The sequence below is a fragment of the Variovorax sp. EBFNA2 genome (genome assembly GCF_033802765.1).
Classification (GTDB): Bacteria; Pseudomonadota; Gammaproteobacteria; order Burkholderiales; family Burkholderiaceae_C; genus Variovorax; species Variovorax paradoxus_H.
The window spans coordinates 3,172,021-3,186,778 of sequence record NZ_CP138496.1 but is presented as its reverse complement, the minus strand read 5'-3'; the positions used below and the strand labels follow the sequence as shown (position 1 = coordinate 3,186,778).

Below are 14,758 nucleotides of genomic sequence, written 5' to 3'. Positions count from 1 at the left end.
TCACCGCGAAGATGGCCGGCGTGGTCGAACGCATGGGCCGCGCGGGCCATCCGCCACTGGACCGCCTCACGCCCGACGAAGCCAAGGCCTCGTACGAAAAGGGCGCGGGCGTGCTCGAGGTGCCCAAGCCCGAGCTGGCGCGCATCGAAGACTTCCACATCGCCGCGCGCGACGGCCATGCCATTCCCGCGCGGCTCTATGCGCCGTCGGCCGAGGTGCTGCCGGTGCTCGTGTACTTCCACGGCGGCGGCTTCACGGTCGGCAACATCCGCACGCACGACACGCTGTGCCGCGTGCTGAGCCAGAAAAGCGGCTGCGCGGTGGTGTCGATCGACTACCGGCTTGCGCCCGCACACAAGTTTCCGACCGCATCGAACGATGCGTGGGACGCCTTTCAGCTCATCGCCACGCAGGGTGCGAGCCTGGGCCTCGACGGCTCGCGCCTGGCGGTGGGCGGCGACAGCGCCGGCGGCACGCTGGCGGCCGTGTGCGCGATCTTGGCGCGCGATGCCGGCCTGCCGGTGGCGCTGCAGCTGCTCATTTATCCGGGCATGGCCGCGCACCAGGACACCGACTCGCACCGACGCCATGTCGACGGTCCGCTGCTGACCAAGGCCATGATCGACTTCTTCTTCGGCCAGTACGTGAACACGCCCGCCGACCGCGACGACTGGCGCTTTGCGCCCTTGCTGGCCGACGACGTCGACGGCGTGGCGCCGGCCTGGATCGGGCTGGCCGAGGCCGACCCGGTGGTGGACGAAGGCATCGCCTACGCCGACAAGCTGCGCGCCGCGGGCGTGGCGGTCGAGCTGGAAATCTACCGTGGCGTGATCCACGAATTCATCAAGATGGGCCGCGCGATTCCCGAAGCGCTGCAAGCGCAGAACGACGCGGCCCGCGCACTGAAAGAGGCATTGAACCCATGAGCACCCCCACCAACGACACCCCCGTCCGCGCGGACTTCCGCTTCTTCCACCGCCTGCGCGTGCGCTGGGCCGAGGTGGACATGCAGAAGATCGTCTTCAACGCGCACTACCTGATGTACTTCGACACCGCCATCGCCGACTACTGGCGGGCGATGGCGCTGCCTTACGAAGAGGCCATGCTGGAGCTGGGCGGCGACCTGTACGTGCGCAAGGCGACCATCGACTTCCGCGCTTCGGCGCGCATGGACGACGTGATCGACGTGGGCATGAAGTGCGCGCGCATCGGCAATTCGTCGATCGTGTTCCAGGGCGGGCTGTTCCGCCAGGACCAGTTCCTGGTCGGCTGCGAACTCGTCTACGTGTTTGCCGACCCGGCCACGCAGACCTCGAAGCCGGTGCCCGCCGCGCTGCGCGAGACGCTGATGGCCTTCGAGGCCGGCGAGCCGATGCGCACGGTCGAGACCGGCGACTGGGCCGCACTCGGCGAAGGCGCGAGCGCGTTGCGTCGCGCCGTGTTCATCGAGGAGCAGAACATTCCCAAGGAGCTGGAGTGGGACGCGCACGATGCTGTCGTGCTGCATGCGGCGGCGCGCAACCGCCTCGGGCAGGTCATCGGCACGGGCCGGCTGCTGCCCGCCGAAGACGGCGTGTCGCACATCGGCCGCATGGCGGTGCACCGCACCTTGCGCAGCGGCGGCCACGGCGCGGCTGTGGTGCAGGCGCTCGAAGACGCGGCCCGCGCGCGCGGCGACCGCGAGGTGGCGCTCAACGCGCAGCGCAGCGCCGAGCGCTTCTATGCGCGGCTCGGCTACGCGGTGCACGGTCAGCCTTTTGAGGAAGCCGGCATTCCGCACATCGAGATGCGGCGCGCGCTGCGCTGAGCAAGCCGATCAGTAGCGGGCTGGCGGGTCCGGCACGTAGCCGGGGTCCGAGCCGGGGAACGGCGACGGACCTGACGGGCGCGGCCAGCGCTGCGGCATCGGAATGACGCCCGCGGCAACCAGGTTCTCGCGGCTGTCGTAGCGGATGCGGATCACCTCGTCGGGCTGCGAACTGGCGCGCTCGAAGGTCGTCTTGCCGACGTAAGAAGTCTCGCGCCGTCCATGCGCCGTTCCCAGGCTCGGGCTGGGCGCCGACTGGCGGGCCATGGCGCCGGCCGACGACTCCGCGGCCATGTCGGCGTTGCCGGCGGGCGGGGCCGCCTTGGCGCGCGCATCGCCCATCGACGGCGGAACCTCGCTGCGCCGCTCGCGATCGAGGCCGCCGTTGTACTCGTCGCGCGACGGATAAGGCGTCACGACCGGCGGCGGCGGTTCCGGTCGGCGCTCGCGGAACATCGCGACGCCGATCACGCCGACGTCGTCGGGGCGGCCCGTGCGGCTCGCGTACGAGTTGCCGGACGCGGCGAACTCGAAGGCCGCGATCTGCGAATCGCTCTTGCGCCAGCCCGTGATGTCGCTGCGTTCGCGCGGGCCGAACACGTAGCCGTTCTGGCCGATGCCGGCGGTTTCGCCGGTGACGACGTTGACGCCGTCCACCGACATCACGGCCATGACGCGTTCGCCCATCGCGTTGCGCGCCCGGATCGCGTAGCGCGCGCCGGGCCGGCCGGCCACCCAGTACTCGCCGCGGTGGCGGTAGACCGGCAGCTCGGCGCCGTTCGTGCGGTCGACGATGCTGATGTGCATCAGCCCGCCGATGCGGCTGGCCGGCGGCGGCGCGTACGGCCGGACAACCGGGCTTTCCGCCCCCGCCGACAGCGCGGTCAGGGCCAGGACGGTGGAAAGAAGAAGTCTGCGCTGCATCATGGTGGCTTCCTTGCCAGGAGTGGATCGATGCAGGCTTCTACGGCGGGGCCTCGCGAACGGGGTTAAGCGCCGCGCAAAAAAATGGCGCTGTCGTTGAGACAGCGCCAAGCGCCCCCGGAAACAAAACAGGGACGCAGGGGGAATCAGATGTCTTCGAGCAGCGGGTACGGCAGCGGGTCGATCGACAGCACCGGCCCATCGGGCGTGCCGGCGTGCAGGCCGCCGGCTTCGAGCGCGGCGATCTGGATGGAGATGAGCGCCGACCAGCCGCCGTCGGGCGCGGGTGCGGCCTGCGCCACGGTGCCCACGGGCTGTTCGGCGTCGTTGGCGGCAAACACCTCCTGGCCCGCGGCCAGCGGCGCGTCGGTCTGCGCGATGTAGGTGCGGCGCTTGAGCGTGCCGCGGAACTGGCTGCGCGCCACGATTTCCTGGCCGGGGTAGCAGCCCTTCTTGAAGTTCACGCCCCCCACGGATTCGTAATTGATCATCTGCGGCACGAAGGCTTCGATGACCGGCGTGGTCAGCGTGACGATGCCGCTGCGCACCTCGCTCCACGGCCACAGGGCGACGTCGAGCGTCGGGCCCACGGGCGCCTTCTGGCCGGTCGGGGCGATCCACAGCGCGCGCGGCACGCCGTCGGCCGGGTAGAGCGACACCACGCTGATGTCTTCGCCGATGGCCGTGCGGCGCCCCGGCGGCACGGCCGCGTCGAGGCCGTTGGCGGTCAGGGCAGTGCCGGCCAGGCCGTGCAGCGCGAACTGCTCGGTGGCATCGGTCAGCTTGACCTTGGCGCGCAGCACGTACATCGACAGGCGCTTGAGCGTGGCCGCGAGGATGTCGCGGCTGCACACCAGCAGGATGAGTTCGGGTTGCGGCCGGATGCCGATGAAACTGGCGATCACGCGGCCCTTGGCCGTGCAAAGCGCCGCCAGGCGGGCCTCGGTGGCGCCGAGCAGAGAAAAATCCTGCGTGAGCTGGCCGTGCAAGAAGCTGGCGGCATCGGGGCCTTCGGCGCGAATCACGCCGAGGTGGGGCAGGGTGCTCACCCCGTTGAGAACGACTGTGGTCATCGCTGAATTATCATGGCCGTGCCTGTTCCTTCGGGGCGGCAGGGATTCCCCGTCGCAGCGATGGGGCCGGTCTTTCCCGCGGGTCTGTGTCCATCGTCTGGCAGGCCCTTTTTCTTCCTCCGTCTTTTCCTCGGATTCGTGCGCAGCTTCTTCCTCACGCTCTTCCTGCTCGTGGCCCTGGCCGTTCTGGCGCTCGGCGGCGCCGGTCTCTGGTGGGTGCACCAGCCGCTCAAGTTGCCGACGCCCAGCGTCGACCTGTCCGTGGAGCCCGGCACCACGCCGCGCGGCATCGCCCAGGCCGTGGCCGACGCGGGCGCCGACGTGCAGCCGCAGCTGCTGTACTGGTGGTTCCGCATCTCGGGGCAAGACCGCCAGATGCGCGCCGGCAGTTACGAACTGGAACGCGGCGTCACGCCCAAGCTGCTGCTCAACATCCTGGTGCGCGGCGAGGAAGCCACGCGCAGCGTGGTGCTGGTCGAGGGCTGGAACATCCGCCAGGTGCGCGCCGCGCTCGCCAAGGCTGAACAGCTCAAGCCCGAAAGCGTGGGCATGACCGAAGACGCATTGATGGCCGCGCTGGGCAAGCCGGGCGTGCACCCCGAAGGCCGCTTCTTCCCGGACACCTACACCTACTCGAAGGGCTCGACCGACATCGCGCTGCTGCAGCGCGCCATGCGGGCCATGGACAAGAAGCTCGAAGCCGCCTGGGCGGCCCGCGCAGCCGATCTGCCGCTCAAATCGGCCGATGAAGCGCTGATTCTGGCCAGCATTGTCGAGAAGGAGACAGGCAAGGCCAACGACCGCACGGAGATCGCGGCCGTCTTCACCAACCGGCTGCGCGTCGGCATGCCGCTGCAGACCGACCCGACCGTGATCTACGGCATGGGCGCCACCTTCGACGGCAACCTGCGCAAGCGCGACCTGCAGACCGACACGCCCTGGAACACCTACACCCGCGGCGGCCTGCCGCCCACGCCGATCGCCATGCCCGGCAAGGCCGCGCTGCTGGCGGCCGTGCAGCCGGCGCAGAGCAAGTCGCTGTACTTCGTTTCGCGCGGCGACGGCACGAGCCAGTTCAGCAGCTCGCTCGACGACCACAACCGCGCGGTCAACCGCTACCAGCGTGGCGGTGGCGGCAGCAGCGCCCAACCCAAGGCGACCCAATGAGCTCGATCGGCAATGGCGGTCTGTTTCTGACGCTGGAAGGCATCGACGGCGCGGGCAAGTCCAGCCACCTCGACGCGCTGGAAGCCCGCTTCCAGGCGCAAGGCCGCACCGTGGTGCGCACGCGCGAACCCGGCGGCACGCCGCTGGCCGAGACGCTGCGCGGGCTGGTGCTCGAACAGCCGATGAATCCGCTGACCGAATCGCTGCTGGTGTTCGCGGCCCGCTGCGACCACATCGCGCAGGTCATCGAACCGGCGCTGGCGCGCGGCGAGGTCGTGCTGTGCGATCGTTTCACTGACGCCACCTTCGCCTACCAGGGCGCGGGACGCGGCTTCGACACCGCCGTGCTCTCGACGCTCGAGCAGTGGGTGCAGGCCGGTCGCGCCGGTCTGCCGGCGTCGCAACTGCTGCAGCCGCAACTGACCGTGTGGTTCGACCTCGCTCCTGAAATCGCCGCCCAGCGCCTGGCCGGCGCGCGCGTGCCCGACAAGTTCGAGGCCCAGCCGGTCGAGTTCTTCCGCCGCGTGGCGCAGGGCTATGCGGCCCGCGCCGCCGCCGATGCGTCGCGCTTCGTGCGCATCGACGCGAGCCAGGCGCGTGACCAGGTCTGGCAGCAAATCGACACCGCGCTGGTGGCGCGCGGCGTGCTGTCGCCGGTGCAGGGAGCCGCCCGATGAGCGAGCCGGTGAACACCTTGACGCCCTGGCTGCGCCAGCCGCTGGCCGAGCTGCTGCGCCAGCGCGGCCATGCCTGGCTGCTGCAAGGCCCGTCGGGCATCGGCCAGTACGAACTCGCGCTGGCGCTCGCCGCCGCCTGGCTGTGCGAACAGCCAGTGGAGGAGGGCGGTGCCGCCTGCGGCCACTGCCCCAGCTGCCACGCCATCGAGGTCCGCACCCACGCCGACCTGTGCGTGCTGATGCCCGAAGTCGCCATGGGCGAACTCGGCTGGCCGCTCGACGAAAAGGCCCAGTCCGACATCGACGACAAGAAGCGCAAGGCCAGCCGCGAGATCCGCGTCGAAGCGATGCGCGACGCGGTCGGCTTTGCGCAGCGCACGAGCGCGCGCGGCCGCGGCAAGGTCGTGCTGGTGTATCCGGCCGAGCGCATGAACACCATCACTGCCAACGCGCTGCTCAAGACGCTCGAAGAACCCGTCGGGGACGTGCGCTTCGTGCTCGCGAGCGAAGCCGCTTGGCAGCTGTTGCCGACCATCCGCAGCCGCTGCCTCGGCTTCACGCTGCCGTGGCCCGAAACCGCCGAGGCCGAAGCCTGGCTCGTGGCGCAAGACGTGCCGCCCGCCGATGCAGCGCAACTGCTGCGTGCCGCGGGCGGACGGCCCAGCGATGCGCTGCGGCTGGCACGCTCGGGCCAGTCGCCCAAGGCGTGGTCGCTGCTGCCCAAGGCCGTGTCGCGCGGCGACGTGGGCGCGCTGACCGACCAGGCACCCGCCCAGGCCGTCGTCGCGCTGCAGAAGCTCTGCCACGACCTGATGGCCGTGGGCCACGGCGCCGAACCCCGTTTCTTCGACGCGGCCGACCTGCCGCCGGTGCCGCACAAGCTGGCGCTGGCGCGCTGGTCGAAATCGCTCGCCAGCGCCGCGCGAACCGCCGAACATCCGTTCAACGCCGGCCTCATGCTCGAAGCGCTTGTGAGCGAGGCGCGAAGCACCCTAAACTCTGCCGCTCGCCGCCCATGAACCCACCTGCCGCTCCTGTTCCAGCCTCTGCCGCCGCTGCCGCGTTGTCTGCCACGCCGGCCCGGCCGAGCGTCATCCAGCTCGCCATCAAGGAAAAGGGCGCGCTCTACGCGGCCTACATCCCGCTGTTTGCCGAAGGCGGCATCTTCATTCCGACCACGCGCGAGTACCGGCTCGGCGACGACGTCTACGTGCTGCTCACGCTGCCCGAAGACCCGCAGCGCTACCCGGTCGCCGGCAAGGTCGCCTGGATCACGCCGGCCCGTGCCGCCGGCAACCGGGCGCCGGGCGTCGGCGTGCGCTTTCCGTCAGACGAGAAGTCGCGCCAGCTGAAAGCGCGCATCGAAGCCGCGCTCGGTGGCTCCATGGCCTCCGACCGCGCCACTCAGACCATCTGAGTTCTTTCTCCGCCGCGCCTCGTGGCGCGGAACTCCGGACACGGCGCGATCTCCCACAGGCGCGCCGCACTTCACCCTTTCCGATGTTCACCGACTCCCACTGCCACCTGACCTTTCCCGAGTTCGCGGACCAGATGCCGCAAATCCGCGCTGCCATGGCCGCCGCCAAGGTCGACCGGGCGCTGTGCATCTGCACCAAGCTCGAAGAGTTCGACGACGTGCAGGCCCTGGCCGCCCGCTACGACAACTTCTGGGCCAGCGTGGGCGTGCACCCCGACAACGAGGACATCGCAGAGCCCACCGTGGAAGACCTGGTGCGCCTGTCGGCACGGCCGCGTGTCGTGGCCATCGGCGAAACCGGCCTCGACTACTACCAGATGGAAGAGCGCAAGGGCGGCCGCAGCATCGCCGACATGGAATGGCAACGCGACCGCTTTCGCGTGCACATCCGCGCCGCACAGCAATCGCGCAAGCCGCTCATCATCCACACCCGCGACGCATCGGCCGACACACTGGCGATCCTCAAGGAGGAGGGCGAAGACGGCGCGGGCAGGGCGGCCGGCGGCGTGTTCCATTGCTTCACCGAAACCGCCGAGGTGGCACGCGCCGCACTCGACCTGGGTTTCTACATTTCCTTTTCGGGCATCCTGACCTTCAAGAAGGCCCAGGACCTGCGCGACGTGGCGGCTTTCGTGCCACTGGACCGCATGCTGATCGAGACGGACAGCCCGTACCTCGCGCCCGTGCCGTACCGCGGCAAGACCAACAATCCGTCGTATGTGCCCTTCGTGGCGCAACAGATCGCCGAACTGCGACACGTGCCCGTAGAGGACATCGCCAAGGCGACAAGCGACAACTTCGAAGCTTTGTTCAGGGAAGTCAAACTATGAAAAATTACTTTAAGAAGTCGATATATCTTGTTGTCATGGCTGCATCTTTTGCAGCGCATGCCGGGTCGTTCGAAGACTTTTTCCGGGCCGTGCGCGGCGACAACGCCAGTGGTGTCCGCACCCTGCTGAACCGCGGTTTCGACCCGAATACGCGCGACGAACACGGCCAGACCGGCTTGCTGCTCGCACTGCGCGAGCCGTCGCCGAAAGTCGTCCAGGTGCTGATGGAATCGCCGCAACTCAACGTCGACCTGGCCAACGCCAAGGACGAAACGCCGCTGATGCTGGCGTCGATCAAGGGCCAGCAGGACCTGGTCGTGCAGCTGCTCAAGCGCGACGCCGCCGTCAACAAGACCGGCTGGGCGCCGCTGCATTACGCGGCCAGCAGCGGGCAACTGTCGATCATGAAACTGCTGCTCGAGAACCACGCCTTCATCGACGCCCAGTCGCCCAACGGCACCACGCCGCTGATGATGGCCGCGATGTACGGATCGAACGACGCCGTGAAGCTGCTGCTGGCCGAAGGCGCGGACACGGCGATGAAGAACCAGCTCGGCATGACGGCGGTCGACTTTGCGGTGAAAGCGAATCGGGCGGAGTCGGCGGAGCTGATCAAGGCGGCTGGGGATGCGAAGGCGAATGCGGTGAAGGCCGTGCCGAAGGATGGGAAGTGGTGAGTGGCCAGACGGGTTGATTGAGGCTGGAATCGTCCATCCTTAATCAACACAATGTATATAAGGCCGAATTCGCAGATACAAAAACGGTTATGTCAAGCGCCAGTAGCTTGAAATTATGTAAATCTCTGAAAGACTAGCATCAATGAAAAGGCCCCTCGAGAGGGGCCTTTCTTGTTTCTGGCGATCGACGGGAAAGTATCGCCATACGCCCCGAAATCTCGCCTCGAGTGCGCGCCTGGCTAGGTTTTCAGTACACCTACGTGATACCGAGGTGATTTCACTACAGGAGCCCGCCAGCGGGCGTTTTCCTGGCCGGCCAGAGATAGGGCAGGGGCACGTAAGGCGCTCAGCACCAGAGAGCAGATGCCTCCGCCACAAGGGCTACGGCGTTTTGTCTTCTAGCAGGGAAGCATGAGAGCAACGCCGCTATTGCGTGACCTCGCGCAACCAGCGCCGAAAGTCCTTCACGAGCCAGCAGATAAGCGCGCCGCACATCGACGCCTCGACCACGGTGATCACCACGGAAAGCAGCATGCAACGGTCCTACTTCGCCTGGAAGGACCACGGCGAGTTGCCCTTGACCCTGGGTTGCGAGAACCCGTTTTCGCTCGACTGCCGTTCAAGCGGCGCAGCAGGCTCACGCCGTGGCGAATCGATGATCGACAGCCCTGAGGGCCCAGCCGGCGCGGAAACGGTCTGCATCGATCCCCCTCGGCCATCAACACCACCGCGAATCGCATCCTGTCGCGCCTCGGAGACACGGCCCACCGCGTCTTCTACCGGCCACATCGTGGCGAGGGCAGACCACTCACCGACACGCAGCCGCACAGTGGGGCCAGTGACGATGACGGCCACGCCAAGATCGCGCAGCGTGTCGAGGCTTTGCCGCTCGACCACACGCGTATTCCCGTCGAGCCACTCGACCACGCCAGCAACGTGCCCGCGACCTGCGAGCAAGCCAGAGAGACGAATCCGGTACTTTCCGCTCAGGTCTTCGAAATAGCGTTCCTGCGGCGACTTGTTCGCATCGGCTACCTTGGCCTGCACCTGGGCCGTTTGCGCGCTTGGCGGGGCCGTTCCGTTCGTCGGCGATGGCCTCGGGCCGGTCGATGCCGCTACAGCTTTCGGCGTCGTCACCTCAGGGTGGAAAAACTGCCAGAGCTTCCAGCACCCGGCAATGAACAACACCATCATCACCGGCACGCCGTATTTGATCGTCGCTCCTTTCCAGAACACCGCGCGGTTGTCGGTGTACGTCTCGGTGTTGGTGTCTTCGGACACATGGCTCTTGTACGTGCCGAAGTATTTCGGGTCGTACTTGCCGAGCTTGTCGGCGACCTTGACGAATTCGTCATTGCCCTGGCCCTTGAACACAGTGACGCGATAGCGCTTGTCGGTGCCCAAGGCCGTGAGCTTGAGGAACGTGAACTTCTGATCCACGCGACGACGCCAGAGCGCGAGCACGTCAAGCAGCGATTGGCCCATCAACAGAATGTCAATGCCACGGTGCCGATGCTCGGTCACGAACTGCGTCAACCCCTCCGAGGCTCGGTGACGATTCGGCCACCAGTTTTGCGCTTCATCGAAGACGTGAAACGCGTTGTCGCGCACTTTCTCGATCCATAGCCCATCGACGGCCACCGTCTTTTTGCCGTCTTTCTTTTCGCGCGGGCGCATGTCCTCACGCGTGATGACAAACAGCAGTTCGCGAACGCGTTCCTCAGGCAGATCCGCGGCAACCGCAATCTTCGCGTGGTCCAGGCCCTCGATGTACGCAACGACCTCGCGGCCTTTCTGCAGCATCGGAATGATCTGCGTTGCCATCGCTTCGTAAGACTTGCCAGCACCGGGCAGACCTTCGTAATACAGGATTGCCATGTGCTGCTACCACTGAAAGAGGGTGAGGAACTTGCGCGCCAACCTGAACGCATAGCCGCCGCCGAGCACGGCGAACGCTGCGGGCACTCCCGCTTCACTCAGCAGGTACACCATGCCCGGGTCCATTTGCGCCCAGAGACTGCCCAGGCCACCCGAGATGAAGGCGGGCACAGGGATCGCCGCGACGAGACTTGCGAACCCGTTCACGACCAGGGTGAAGAACGCAATGAATGCGTCCTGTAGAAGGCCCCACACCGCGCCGAAGGCCGCGACGATCAGGGACCAAAGCCAGTCAGTAAATTGCTTGAGCATGCGGCCTCACTCGATTGCGATGCGGAACGCCATCCAGCTTGCGATCAGCAACAGCACGATGCGTAGCAGAAGCAGGGCGTTCGTTGCGAAGCTGGTGCAGTAGAAGTCGAGCGTGATAGTCCGCTCAAGAAACGGAATCATGGCCGTGGCCGTGGGGCACGAGCCACCACTACCGACGACGAAAAAGCCGGTGACCGCAGCACCGACAGGTGAGCCCCTGAGCGTAGCCGCAGCACTCTCAAGAGCGCCCTTTACCGTGGCCTCCTTCTTCGTGTACAGGCCATTCGAGTCAACCGCTTTTGGATCGCCGCCGCAGCCGGTGTCGGACGAGTTTTTCTCGCATTTCTCGGCCTTCTTGTCTTTGTCGTCGGCCTCCTTCGTCACGCCGCTGCCCGTTGTGGTGCTGCTGGAGCTTCGCTTGCTACCGTCCGGGTTGTAGGTGTCGACGGTCTTCGTGGTGGTGCTGGTGCCGTCCACGCCACGTGTCGTCGTAGTCGTGGTAACCGTCTTCGAGCCGTCCGGGTTGGTCTGCGACTCGATGTCCGTTTGACTGGTCTTCTTGTCGTCGGACGTTGGCGCCTCCGGCGTCTTCGGCGGCGTCGTGCCGTCCCCCGGCTGGGACATGTCAGGCGCGCACACAGCTTTGCCGTTGACGACACCCGGCGCTTCCCCAGGTCCGCACGTGTCCGGAGGGACAGCTTCATTAGGATCGGGCGCGTTGCCGTCACCAGTGGGGACGCCAGGACCACCACCAGAGTCGCAATTGCTGCCATTGTTGGCGTACTGACCCTGAGCGAAATAGTGCCTCTTTCCGCCGACTAGCGCAGTGCCTGCTGGGAACTCGCCATCAAAAGCCGCAGCACAGCCAGCAGAGCAAACGATGTAAGGCGGGCCCTTGGCAATCTCACTACCCGTATCGAAGAAGCCGCTGCTGATGACCTGTCCGACAGTGCACGTAACCTTCTTGGGTTCGCAAGCAGTCTGCGTCGCGTTGTCAACAAAACCAACATTGCACTGACACCCACCAGTGACAGACGTACTGTTAGCAGGGCAAGAGAGCCCACTGTAGATAGTCCGCTCAACCCAAGGGTTGCCAGCATCGTCAGTTTGACGAACCTCGCACTTGAGGGCCGGCGCAGTGCCAGTCACACGGTACGCATAGGGCTTGCCAGTTGCAGCAGCCCGAGAGTCAGCCCAAGCAGAACATGCTGCGGCATAGGTCGAATACACCGGCGCGGCCAAAGATGCATTGAACGAGTAAACCGTGCCCTTAGACACAAGCGCATGCGTCGAAAACGACAGCGACGCCAAGAACACTACAGCGATAAGACGGAAGACATGAGCGAAGCCACCGAGCCGATTGCGATGGTGCAGCATGTCAAGTGTTCCAGAGTCCTGCGACACATGCGCAGCCGCAGCAGACGCCGCAGAAGAAAGCGAGGATGAGCCACATGGCAAAAATGCCCAGGCCCGAAGGCCCGGGCGAGCCGCTTAACCGCGGAAGAAGCCGAGCACCTTCTTCGCGCCATACGACGCGACCTTGGGGCCCATCATGATGACGGCGATGGCCAGGATGGCGACGCCAACGGTGCTCAGATCGATTGCGCCAGTGAGAGACGAGAAGTCCATGATTTTTCCTTTACTTGAAGAAGCGCAGCACCGCCCCGGCACCCCACGAAAGCACGTAGGAACCGACCACGAGAGAAAAGCCCCACACCCAGGCGATGCCAAAGTCGGCAGGCGAGGGGACTGTGAAACCAGACGCAATCGCGATCTCGGAGCCCGAGACCAGCAAGTACGAACAGGTTGAAAGATCGGCGGGTTGAGCCGCCGTGATCGCGAGCGGCTTAGCGCCGTCCGCCAATGCTGGAAGTTCCTGCGCGCAAATCACGCTGAGTCCTTCCAGGTGATCTGCGGGACCGTCGAGTGGTCCCGACGCCTCGCTTTGAAGATGCGTTGACCACGCTGCGCGGCTCGCTCGACAGCGCCGCCCAACATCAGCAGCAACGCCGGGAGAGCCATGACGACCACAACAAGGCAGAGGAACCCGAGGCCGGTCATCGCGTGCCCTCGCTGTAGTCGTCAGACGTACCGAGGCGGTCGAGGTCGATCACCTGAACCGGCTCGCCTTGCTCGGCGTACTCGATAGCCATGTCGAGCGCTTCGTCTTCATCAGTGACGACACCGCCGCCAGCCTCCCGCAGCGAGCGCACCCATTCCGGCTGTCCGTCCGCTAGGGAAGGGCAGAGGAACCGCCCGGTTTCGAGAGACTGAACGACGAAGCGCATCACGATGCCTGCGGAGCCTTGGACGGTTGCTGCTTCATGTCGATGGGCTTGATCGCCACGAGCACGAGCTTCGAGCCGTCCTCGCGTGCAGCCTCGATTTCGAACGTGGCTTGAGCGCGGATCGGGCCAGCGTTGAGGGTCGCGCCGAGGTGGGCCCACTTTTCGAACTCGCTGTGATCACCGAGCTTGAAAGGGCGCGTGACGTGCCCGATTGCACGGCCTGCACCGTTCTCTTTCATGTCCACTTCGCAGTGGAAGACGGTCGAGCTAAACGCCCGGCCTTCGAAGGTCCCGGTACTTTCCTTGATGCCGTGCACAAGCACTTCCGATTGCATTTGCATGGTGATTTCCTTGTGGCCGAGTTACGCCGATTGCATGGCGGGGCCAGCGCCTGCGAGCGAAGAAAACGTCTGAACTTGCGTACTGAATGCTTGACGCAACTCGGTTGCGTTGAAGCTTCGCAGGCGGCCTGGACGGTTGGTCCCGCCGACCAGTTCCAAGAACTCATCGCCGAGGTATTCCCATGCGGCGGCGATGGTTGGTGCGGCTGTGTTGAAGGCCCACCGAAGGTTGCGTGACACCTCCGCTGCGACCGTCTCGATAGCGAGGCGCGGGCGTGTCTTCATCGGGATGGGCTCTGCATGCTGATCGGCGAGCGCCAGCATTTGCGCATGCCAGGACGACGAACCCGCGAAGAAGTCAGCGGCACGCCGCAACACGTCTACCGGTAGCTCGCGCAGCTTGTTCCCATACCGAATCTCGATGCGAATCCAGGGGTTGCCCGACTCCGGACCAAATAGCTGATGGCCCTTTTCGTACACGTTCGTTTCTTTGCCCGCCTGCTTGCTGCCGGTGTAGAAACTGCGTTCGCGATTGTTGATCCAGTCGCCGTGTTGATGCGTCTTCGGGCGCTTGCCGTAGACGTCCATTGCTCCCGAGAGATAGTCATCCTTCAAGCGGTCCATGCCACCGGGCATGCCATCGAAGAAATCAAGCGCGAGATCTACGCGGGTGATTTCAGCTTTCTCGTCTTCGACCAACTTGGACACGCGGTCATGCCAACCGTGCGCAGCGAACGTGCATGCCGCTCCGTAGAGGTTGCAATGGATGGTCTTCGCCTGCGCCTGCTGGCGAGGGCTTTCGCTGCTCGCAAGGAAGCCGACCCATCCGCATTCCTGGCCGTTGCGCTCGATGCTCCAACGATGACGGTAGAAATCGTGACCCTTGCGAAGCTCAGGACAGACAGCGAAATCAGAGCCGAGCGCCGCTGCCACGTCCTGGGCTAGCTGCATCGCCTGAGCACCAGCCCAATGGTCTTCGTTCGGCAGATCGGCCAACACCTTGTGGACCCGGTACTCTGCCGCTTCCCAAATGTTGAACGGCTCAGGGCCGAACAGCAGCGCGGCGGAAGGCACTGCGGCATAGCGACGTTGGACGGTGAACCGAAGCCAGTCGATATGGACCTTAGAACGTGAGGCCGTGCGTGCGGCTTGCAGCCGGACCTTGACCTCAGAACCGTCCAAAACCAGGGCGTTACGAGCCGCGCGGGTCATTCAAACGTTCTCCCCGTGATTACCAACGGGGAGGGCCGACACCGGCCCGGTGGCCGCGCAGGCGCGTCCCTCCGGGCCGCTGCAACCCTCGCTTT

At 65.7% G+C, this 14,758-nt stretch carries 18 protein-coding genes; 8 read left to right on the top strand and 10 right to left on the bottom strand.

Annotation, left to right across the window (positions count from 1 at the left end; translation table 11 throughout):
* Positions 1 to 11 precede the first annotated feature (11 nt).
* Both RZE79_RS14940 and RZE79_RS14935 read left to right on the top strand, forming a co-directional pair.
* Positions 12 to 926 (top strand): alpha/beta hydrolase, encoded by a 915-nt coding sequence (locus RZE79_RS14940; protein ID WP_319361193.1) that lies wholly within the window; start codon positions 12 to 14, stop codon positions 924 to 926.
* Positions 923 to 1,807 carry a YbgC/FadM family acyl-CoA thioesterase gene (locus tag RZE79_RS14935; protein ID WP_319361012.1) on the top strand — a complete coding sequence of 295 codons (885 nt, stop codon included), beginning with the start codon at positions 923 to 925 and terminating at the stop codon, positions 1,805 to 1,807. Before RZE79_RS14940 ends, RZE79_RS14935 begins: the two co-directional genes overlap by 4 nt.
* Positions 1,808 to 1,816: 9 nt before the next feature.
* Here RZE79_RS14935 and RZE79_RS14930 read toward each other — a convergent pair whose 3' ends face one another.
* Both RZE79_RS14930 and RZE79_RS14925 read right to left on the bottom strand, forming a co-directional pair.
* Positions 1,817 to 2,731: a hypothetical protein gene (locus RZE79_RS14930; RefSeq protein WP_319361191.1), complete on the bottom strand. Its 915-nt coding sequence runs from the start codon at positions 2,729 to 2,731 to the stop codon at positions 1,817 to 1,819.
* A gap of 146 nt (positions 2,732 to 2,877) precedes the next feature.
* Positions 2,878 to 3,804, bottom strand: a complete 927-nt coding sequence (locus RZE79_RS14925; RefSeq protein WP_319361011.1) for a folate-binding protein — start codon at positions 3,802 to 3,804, stop codon at positions 2,878 to 2,880.
* A 138-nt stretch (positions 3,805 to 3,942) separates the two neighbouring features.
* On the opposite strand from RZE79_RS14925, the gene mltG reads away from it, so the two are divergent.
* The 6 genes from mltG to RZE79_RS14895 all read left to right on the top strand — a co-directional run bounded on the left by mltG (position 3,943) and on the right by RZE79_RS14895 (position 8,632).
* On the top strand, positions 3,943 to 4,971 hold the full coding sequence (gene mltG / locus RZE79_RS14920) for an endolytic transglycosylase MltG (protein ID WP_319361010.1): 1,029 nt from the start codon (positions 3,943 to 3,945) through the stop codon (positions 4,969 to 4,971).
* Positions 4,968 to 5,648, top strand: coding sequence for a dTMP kinase (gene tmk / locus RZE79_RS14915; RefSeq protein ID WP_373696559.1), 681 nt, complete (start codon positions 4,968 to 4,970; stop codon positions 5,646 to 5,648). The genes mltG and tmk overlap by 4 nt, the downstream gene beginning before the upstream one ends.
* Entirely contained in the window at positions 5,645 to 6,667 is a 1,023-nt protein-coding gene (locus tag RZE79_RS14910) for a DNA polymerase III subunit delta' (protein ID WP_319361009.1), read from the top strand. Before tmk ends, RZE79_RS14910 begins: the two co-directional genes overlap by 4 nt.
* Positions 6,664 to 7,065, top strand: coding sequence for a PilZ domain-containing protein (locus RZE79_RS14905; protein WP_153284329.1), 402 nt, complete (start codon positions 6,664 to 6,666; stop codon positions 7,063 to 7,065). Before RZE79_RS14910 ends, RZE79_RS14905 begins: the two co-directional genes overlap by 4 nt.
* 83 nt (positions 7,066 to 7,148) lie before the next feature.
* On the top strand, positions 7,149 to 7,955 hold the full coding sequence (locus tag RZE79_RS14900; protein ID WP_319361008.1) for a TatD family hydrolase: 807 nt from the start codon (positions 7,149 to 7,151) through the stop codon (positions 7,953 to 7,955).
* Positions 7,952 to 8,632 (top strand): ankyrin repeat domain-containing protein, encoded by a 681-nt coding sequence (locus tag RZE79_RS14895; protein WP_319361007.1) that lies wholly within the window; start codon positions 7,952 to 7,954, stop codon positions 8,630 to 8,632. Before RZE79_RS14900 ends, RZE79_RS14895 begins: the two co-directional genes overlap by 4 nt.
* Positions 8,633 to 9,175: 543 nt before the next feature.
* On the opposite strand, the gene RZE79_RS14890 is transcribed toward RZE79_RS14895, so the two are convergent.
* The 8 genes from RZE79_RS14890 to RZE79_RS14855 form a co-directional block, all read right to left on the bottom strand.
* Complete coding sequence (locus RZE79_RS14890) at positions 9,176 to 10,510, bottom strand: zonular occludens toxin domain-containing protein (protein ID WP_319361006.1); 1,335 nt, start codon at positions 10,508 to 10,510, stop codon at positions 9,176 to 9,178.
* 6 nt (positions 10,511 to 10,516) lie between these two features.
* Positions 10,517 to 10,822, bottom strand: a complete 306-nt coding sequence (locus RZE79_RS14885) for a hypothetical protein (protein WP_101488780.1) — start codon at positions 10,820 to 10,822, stop codon at positions 10,517 to 10,519.
* A 6-nt stretch (positions 10,823 to 10,828) separates the two neighbouring features.
* Positions 10,829 to 12,199 (bottom strand): hypothetical protein, encoded by a 1,371-nt coding sequence (locus tag RZE79_RS14880; RefSeq protein WP_319361005.1) that lies wholly within the window; start codon positions 12,197 to 12,199, stop codon positions 10,829 to 10,831.
* Between the two features lie 114 nt (positions 12,200 to 12,313).
* The gene (locus tag RZE79_RS14875) at positions 12,314 to 12,451 is read right to left on the bottom strand and encodes a hypothetical protein (protein ID WP_180838847.1); all 138 of its coding nucleotides are present in this window, start codon (positions 12,449 to 12,451) and stop codon (positions 12,314 to 12,316) included.
* Positions 12,452 to 12,461: 10 nt separating this feature from the next.
* Entirely contained in the window at positions 12,462 to 12,713 is a 252-nt protein-coding gene (locus RZE79_RS14870; RefSeq protein WP_319361004.1) for a hypothetical protein, read from the bottom strand.
* 166 nt (positions 12,714 to 12,879) lie between these two features.
* Complete coding sequence (locus RZE79_RS14865; protein ID WP_319361003.1) at positions 12,880 to 13,110, bottom strand: hypothetical protein; 231 nt, start codon at positions 13,108 to 13,110, stop codon at positions 12,880 to 12,882.
* Entirely contained in the window at positions 13,110 to 13,451 is a 342-nt protein-coding gene (locus RZE79_RS14860) for a hypothetical protein (protein ID WP_319361002.1), read from the bottom strand. The genes RZE79_RS14865 and RZE79_RS14860 overlap by 1 nt, the downstream gene beginning before the upstream one ends.
* Positions 13,452 to 13,472: 21 nt before the next feature.
* Positions 13,473 to 14,663 (bottom strand): replication initiation factor domain-containing protein, encoded by a 1,191-nt coding sequence (locus RZE79_RS14855; RefSeq protein WP_319361001.1) that lies wholly within the window; start codon positions 14,661 to 14,663, stop codon positions 13,473 to 13,475.
* Positions 14,664 to 14,758: the final 95 nt, after the last annotated feature.

Excerpts from the sequence above, each read along its gene's own strand:
- tmk (WP_373696559.1), top strand. The coding sequence starts at position 4,968 with ATGAGCTCGATCGGCAATGGCGGTCTGTTTCTGACGCTGGAAGGCATC.
- RZE79_RS14895 (WP_319361007.1), top strand. The coding sequence starts at position 7,952 with ATGAAAAATTACTTTAAGAAGTCGATATATCTTGTTGTCATGGCTGCA.
- RZE79_RS14865 (WP_319361003.1), bottom strand. The coding sequence starts at position 13,110 with ATGCGCTTCGTCGTTCAGTCTCTCGAAACCGGGCGGTTCCTCTGCCCT.
- RZE79_RS14875 (WP_180838847.1), bottom strand. The coding sequence starts at position 12,451 with ATGGACTTCTCGTCTCTCACTGGCGCAATCGATCTGAGCACCGTTGGC.
- RZE79_RS14940 (WP_319361193.1), top strand. The coding sequence starts at position 12 with ATGGCCGGCGTGGTCGAACGCATGGGCCGCGCGGGCCATCCGCCACTG.
- RZE79_RS14930 (WP_319361191.1), bottom strand. The coding sequence starts at position 2,731 with ATGCAGCGCAGACTTCTTCTTTCCACCGTCCTGGCCCTGACCGCGCTG.
- RZE79_RS14900 (WP_319361008.1), top strand. The coding sequence starts at position 7,149 with ATGTTCACCGACTCCCACTGCCACCTGACCTTTCCCGAGTTCGCGGAC.
- RZE79_RS14885 (WP_101488780.1), bottom strand. The coding sequence starts at position 10,822 with ATGCTCAAGCAATTTACTGACTGGCTTTGGTCCCTGATCGTCGCGGCC.
- RZE79_RS14855 (WP_319361001.1), bottom strand. The coding sequence starts at position 14,663 with ATGACCCGCGCGGCTCGTAACGCCCTGGTTTTGGACGGTTCTGAGGTC.
- RZE79_RS14890 (WP_319361006.1), bottom strand. The coding sequence starts at position 10,510 with ATGGCAATCCTGTATTACGAAGGTCTGCCCGGTGCTGGCAAGTCTTAC.
- RZE79_RS14905 (WP_153284329.1), top strand. The coding sequence starts at position 6,664 with ATGAACCCACCTGCCGCTCCTGTTCCAGCCTCTGCCGCCGCTGCCGCG.
- RZE79_RS14860 (WP_319361002.1), bottom strand. The coding sequence starts at position 13,451 with ATGCAAATGCAATCGGAAGTGCTTGTGCACGGCATCAAGGAAAGTACC.
- RZE79_RS14935 (WP_319361012.1), top strand. The coding sequence starts at position 923 with ATGAGCACCCCCACCAACGACACCCCCGTCCGCGCGGACTTCCGCTTC.
- RZE79_RS14910 (WP_319361009.1), top strand. The coding sequence starts at position 5,645 with ATGAGCGAGCCGGTGAACACCTTGACGCCCTGGCTGCGCCAGCCGCTG.
- RZE79_RS14880 (WP_319361005.1), bottom strand. The coding sequence starts at position 12,199 with ATGCTGCACCATCGCAATCGGCTCGGTGGCTTCGCTCATGTCTTCCGT.
- RZE79_RS14925 (WP_319361011.1), bottom strand. The coding sequence starts at position 3,804 with ATGACCACAGTCGTTCTCAACGGGGTGAGCACCCTGCCCCACCTCGGC.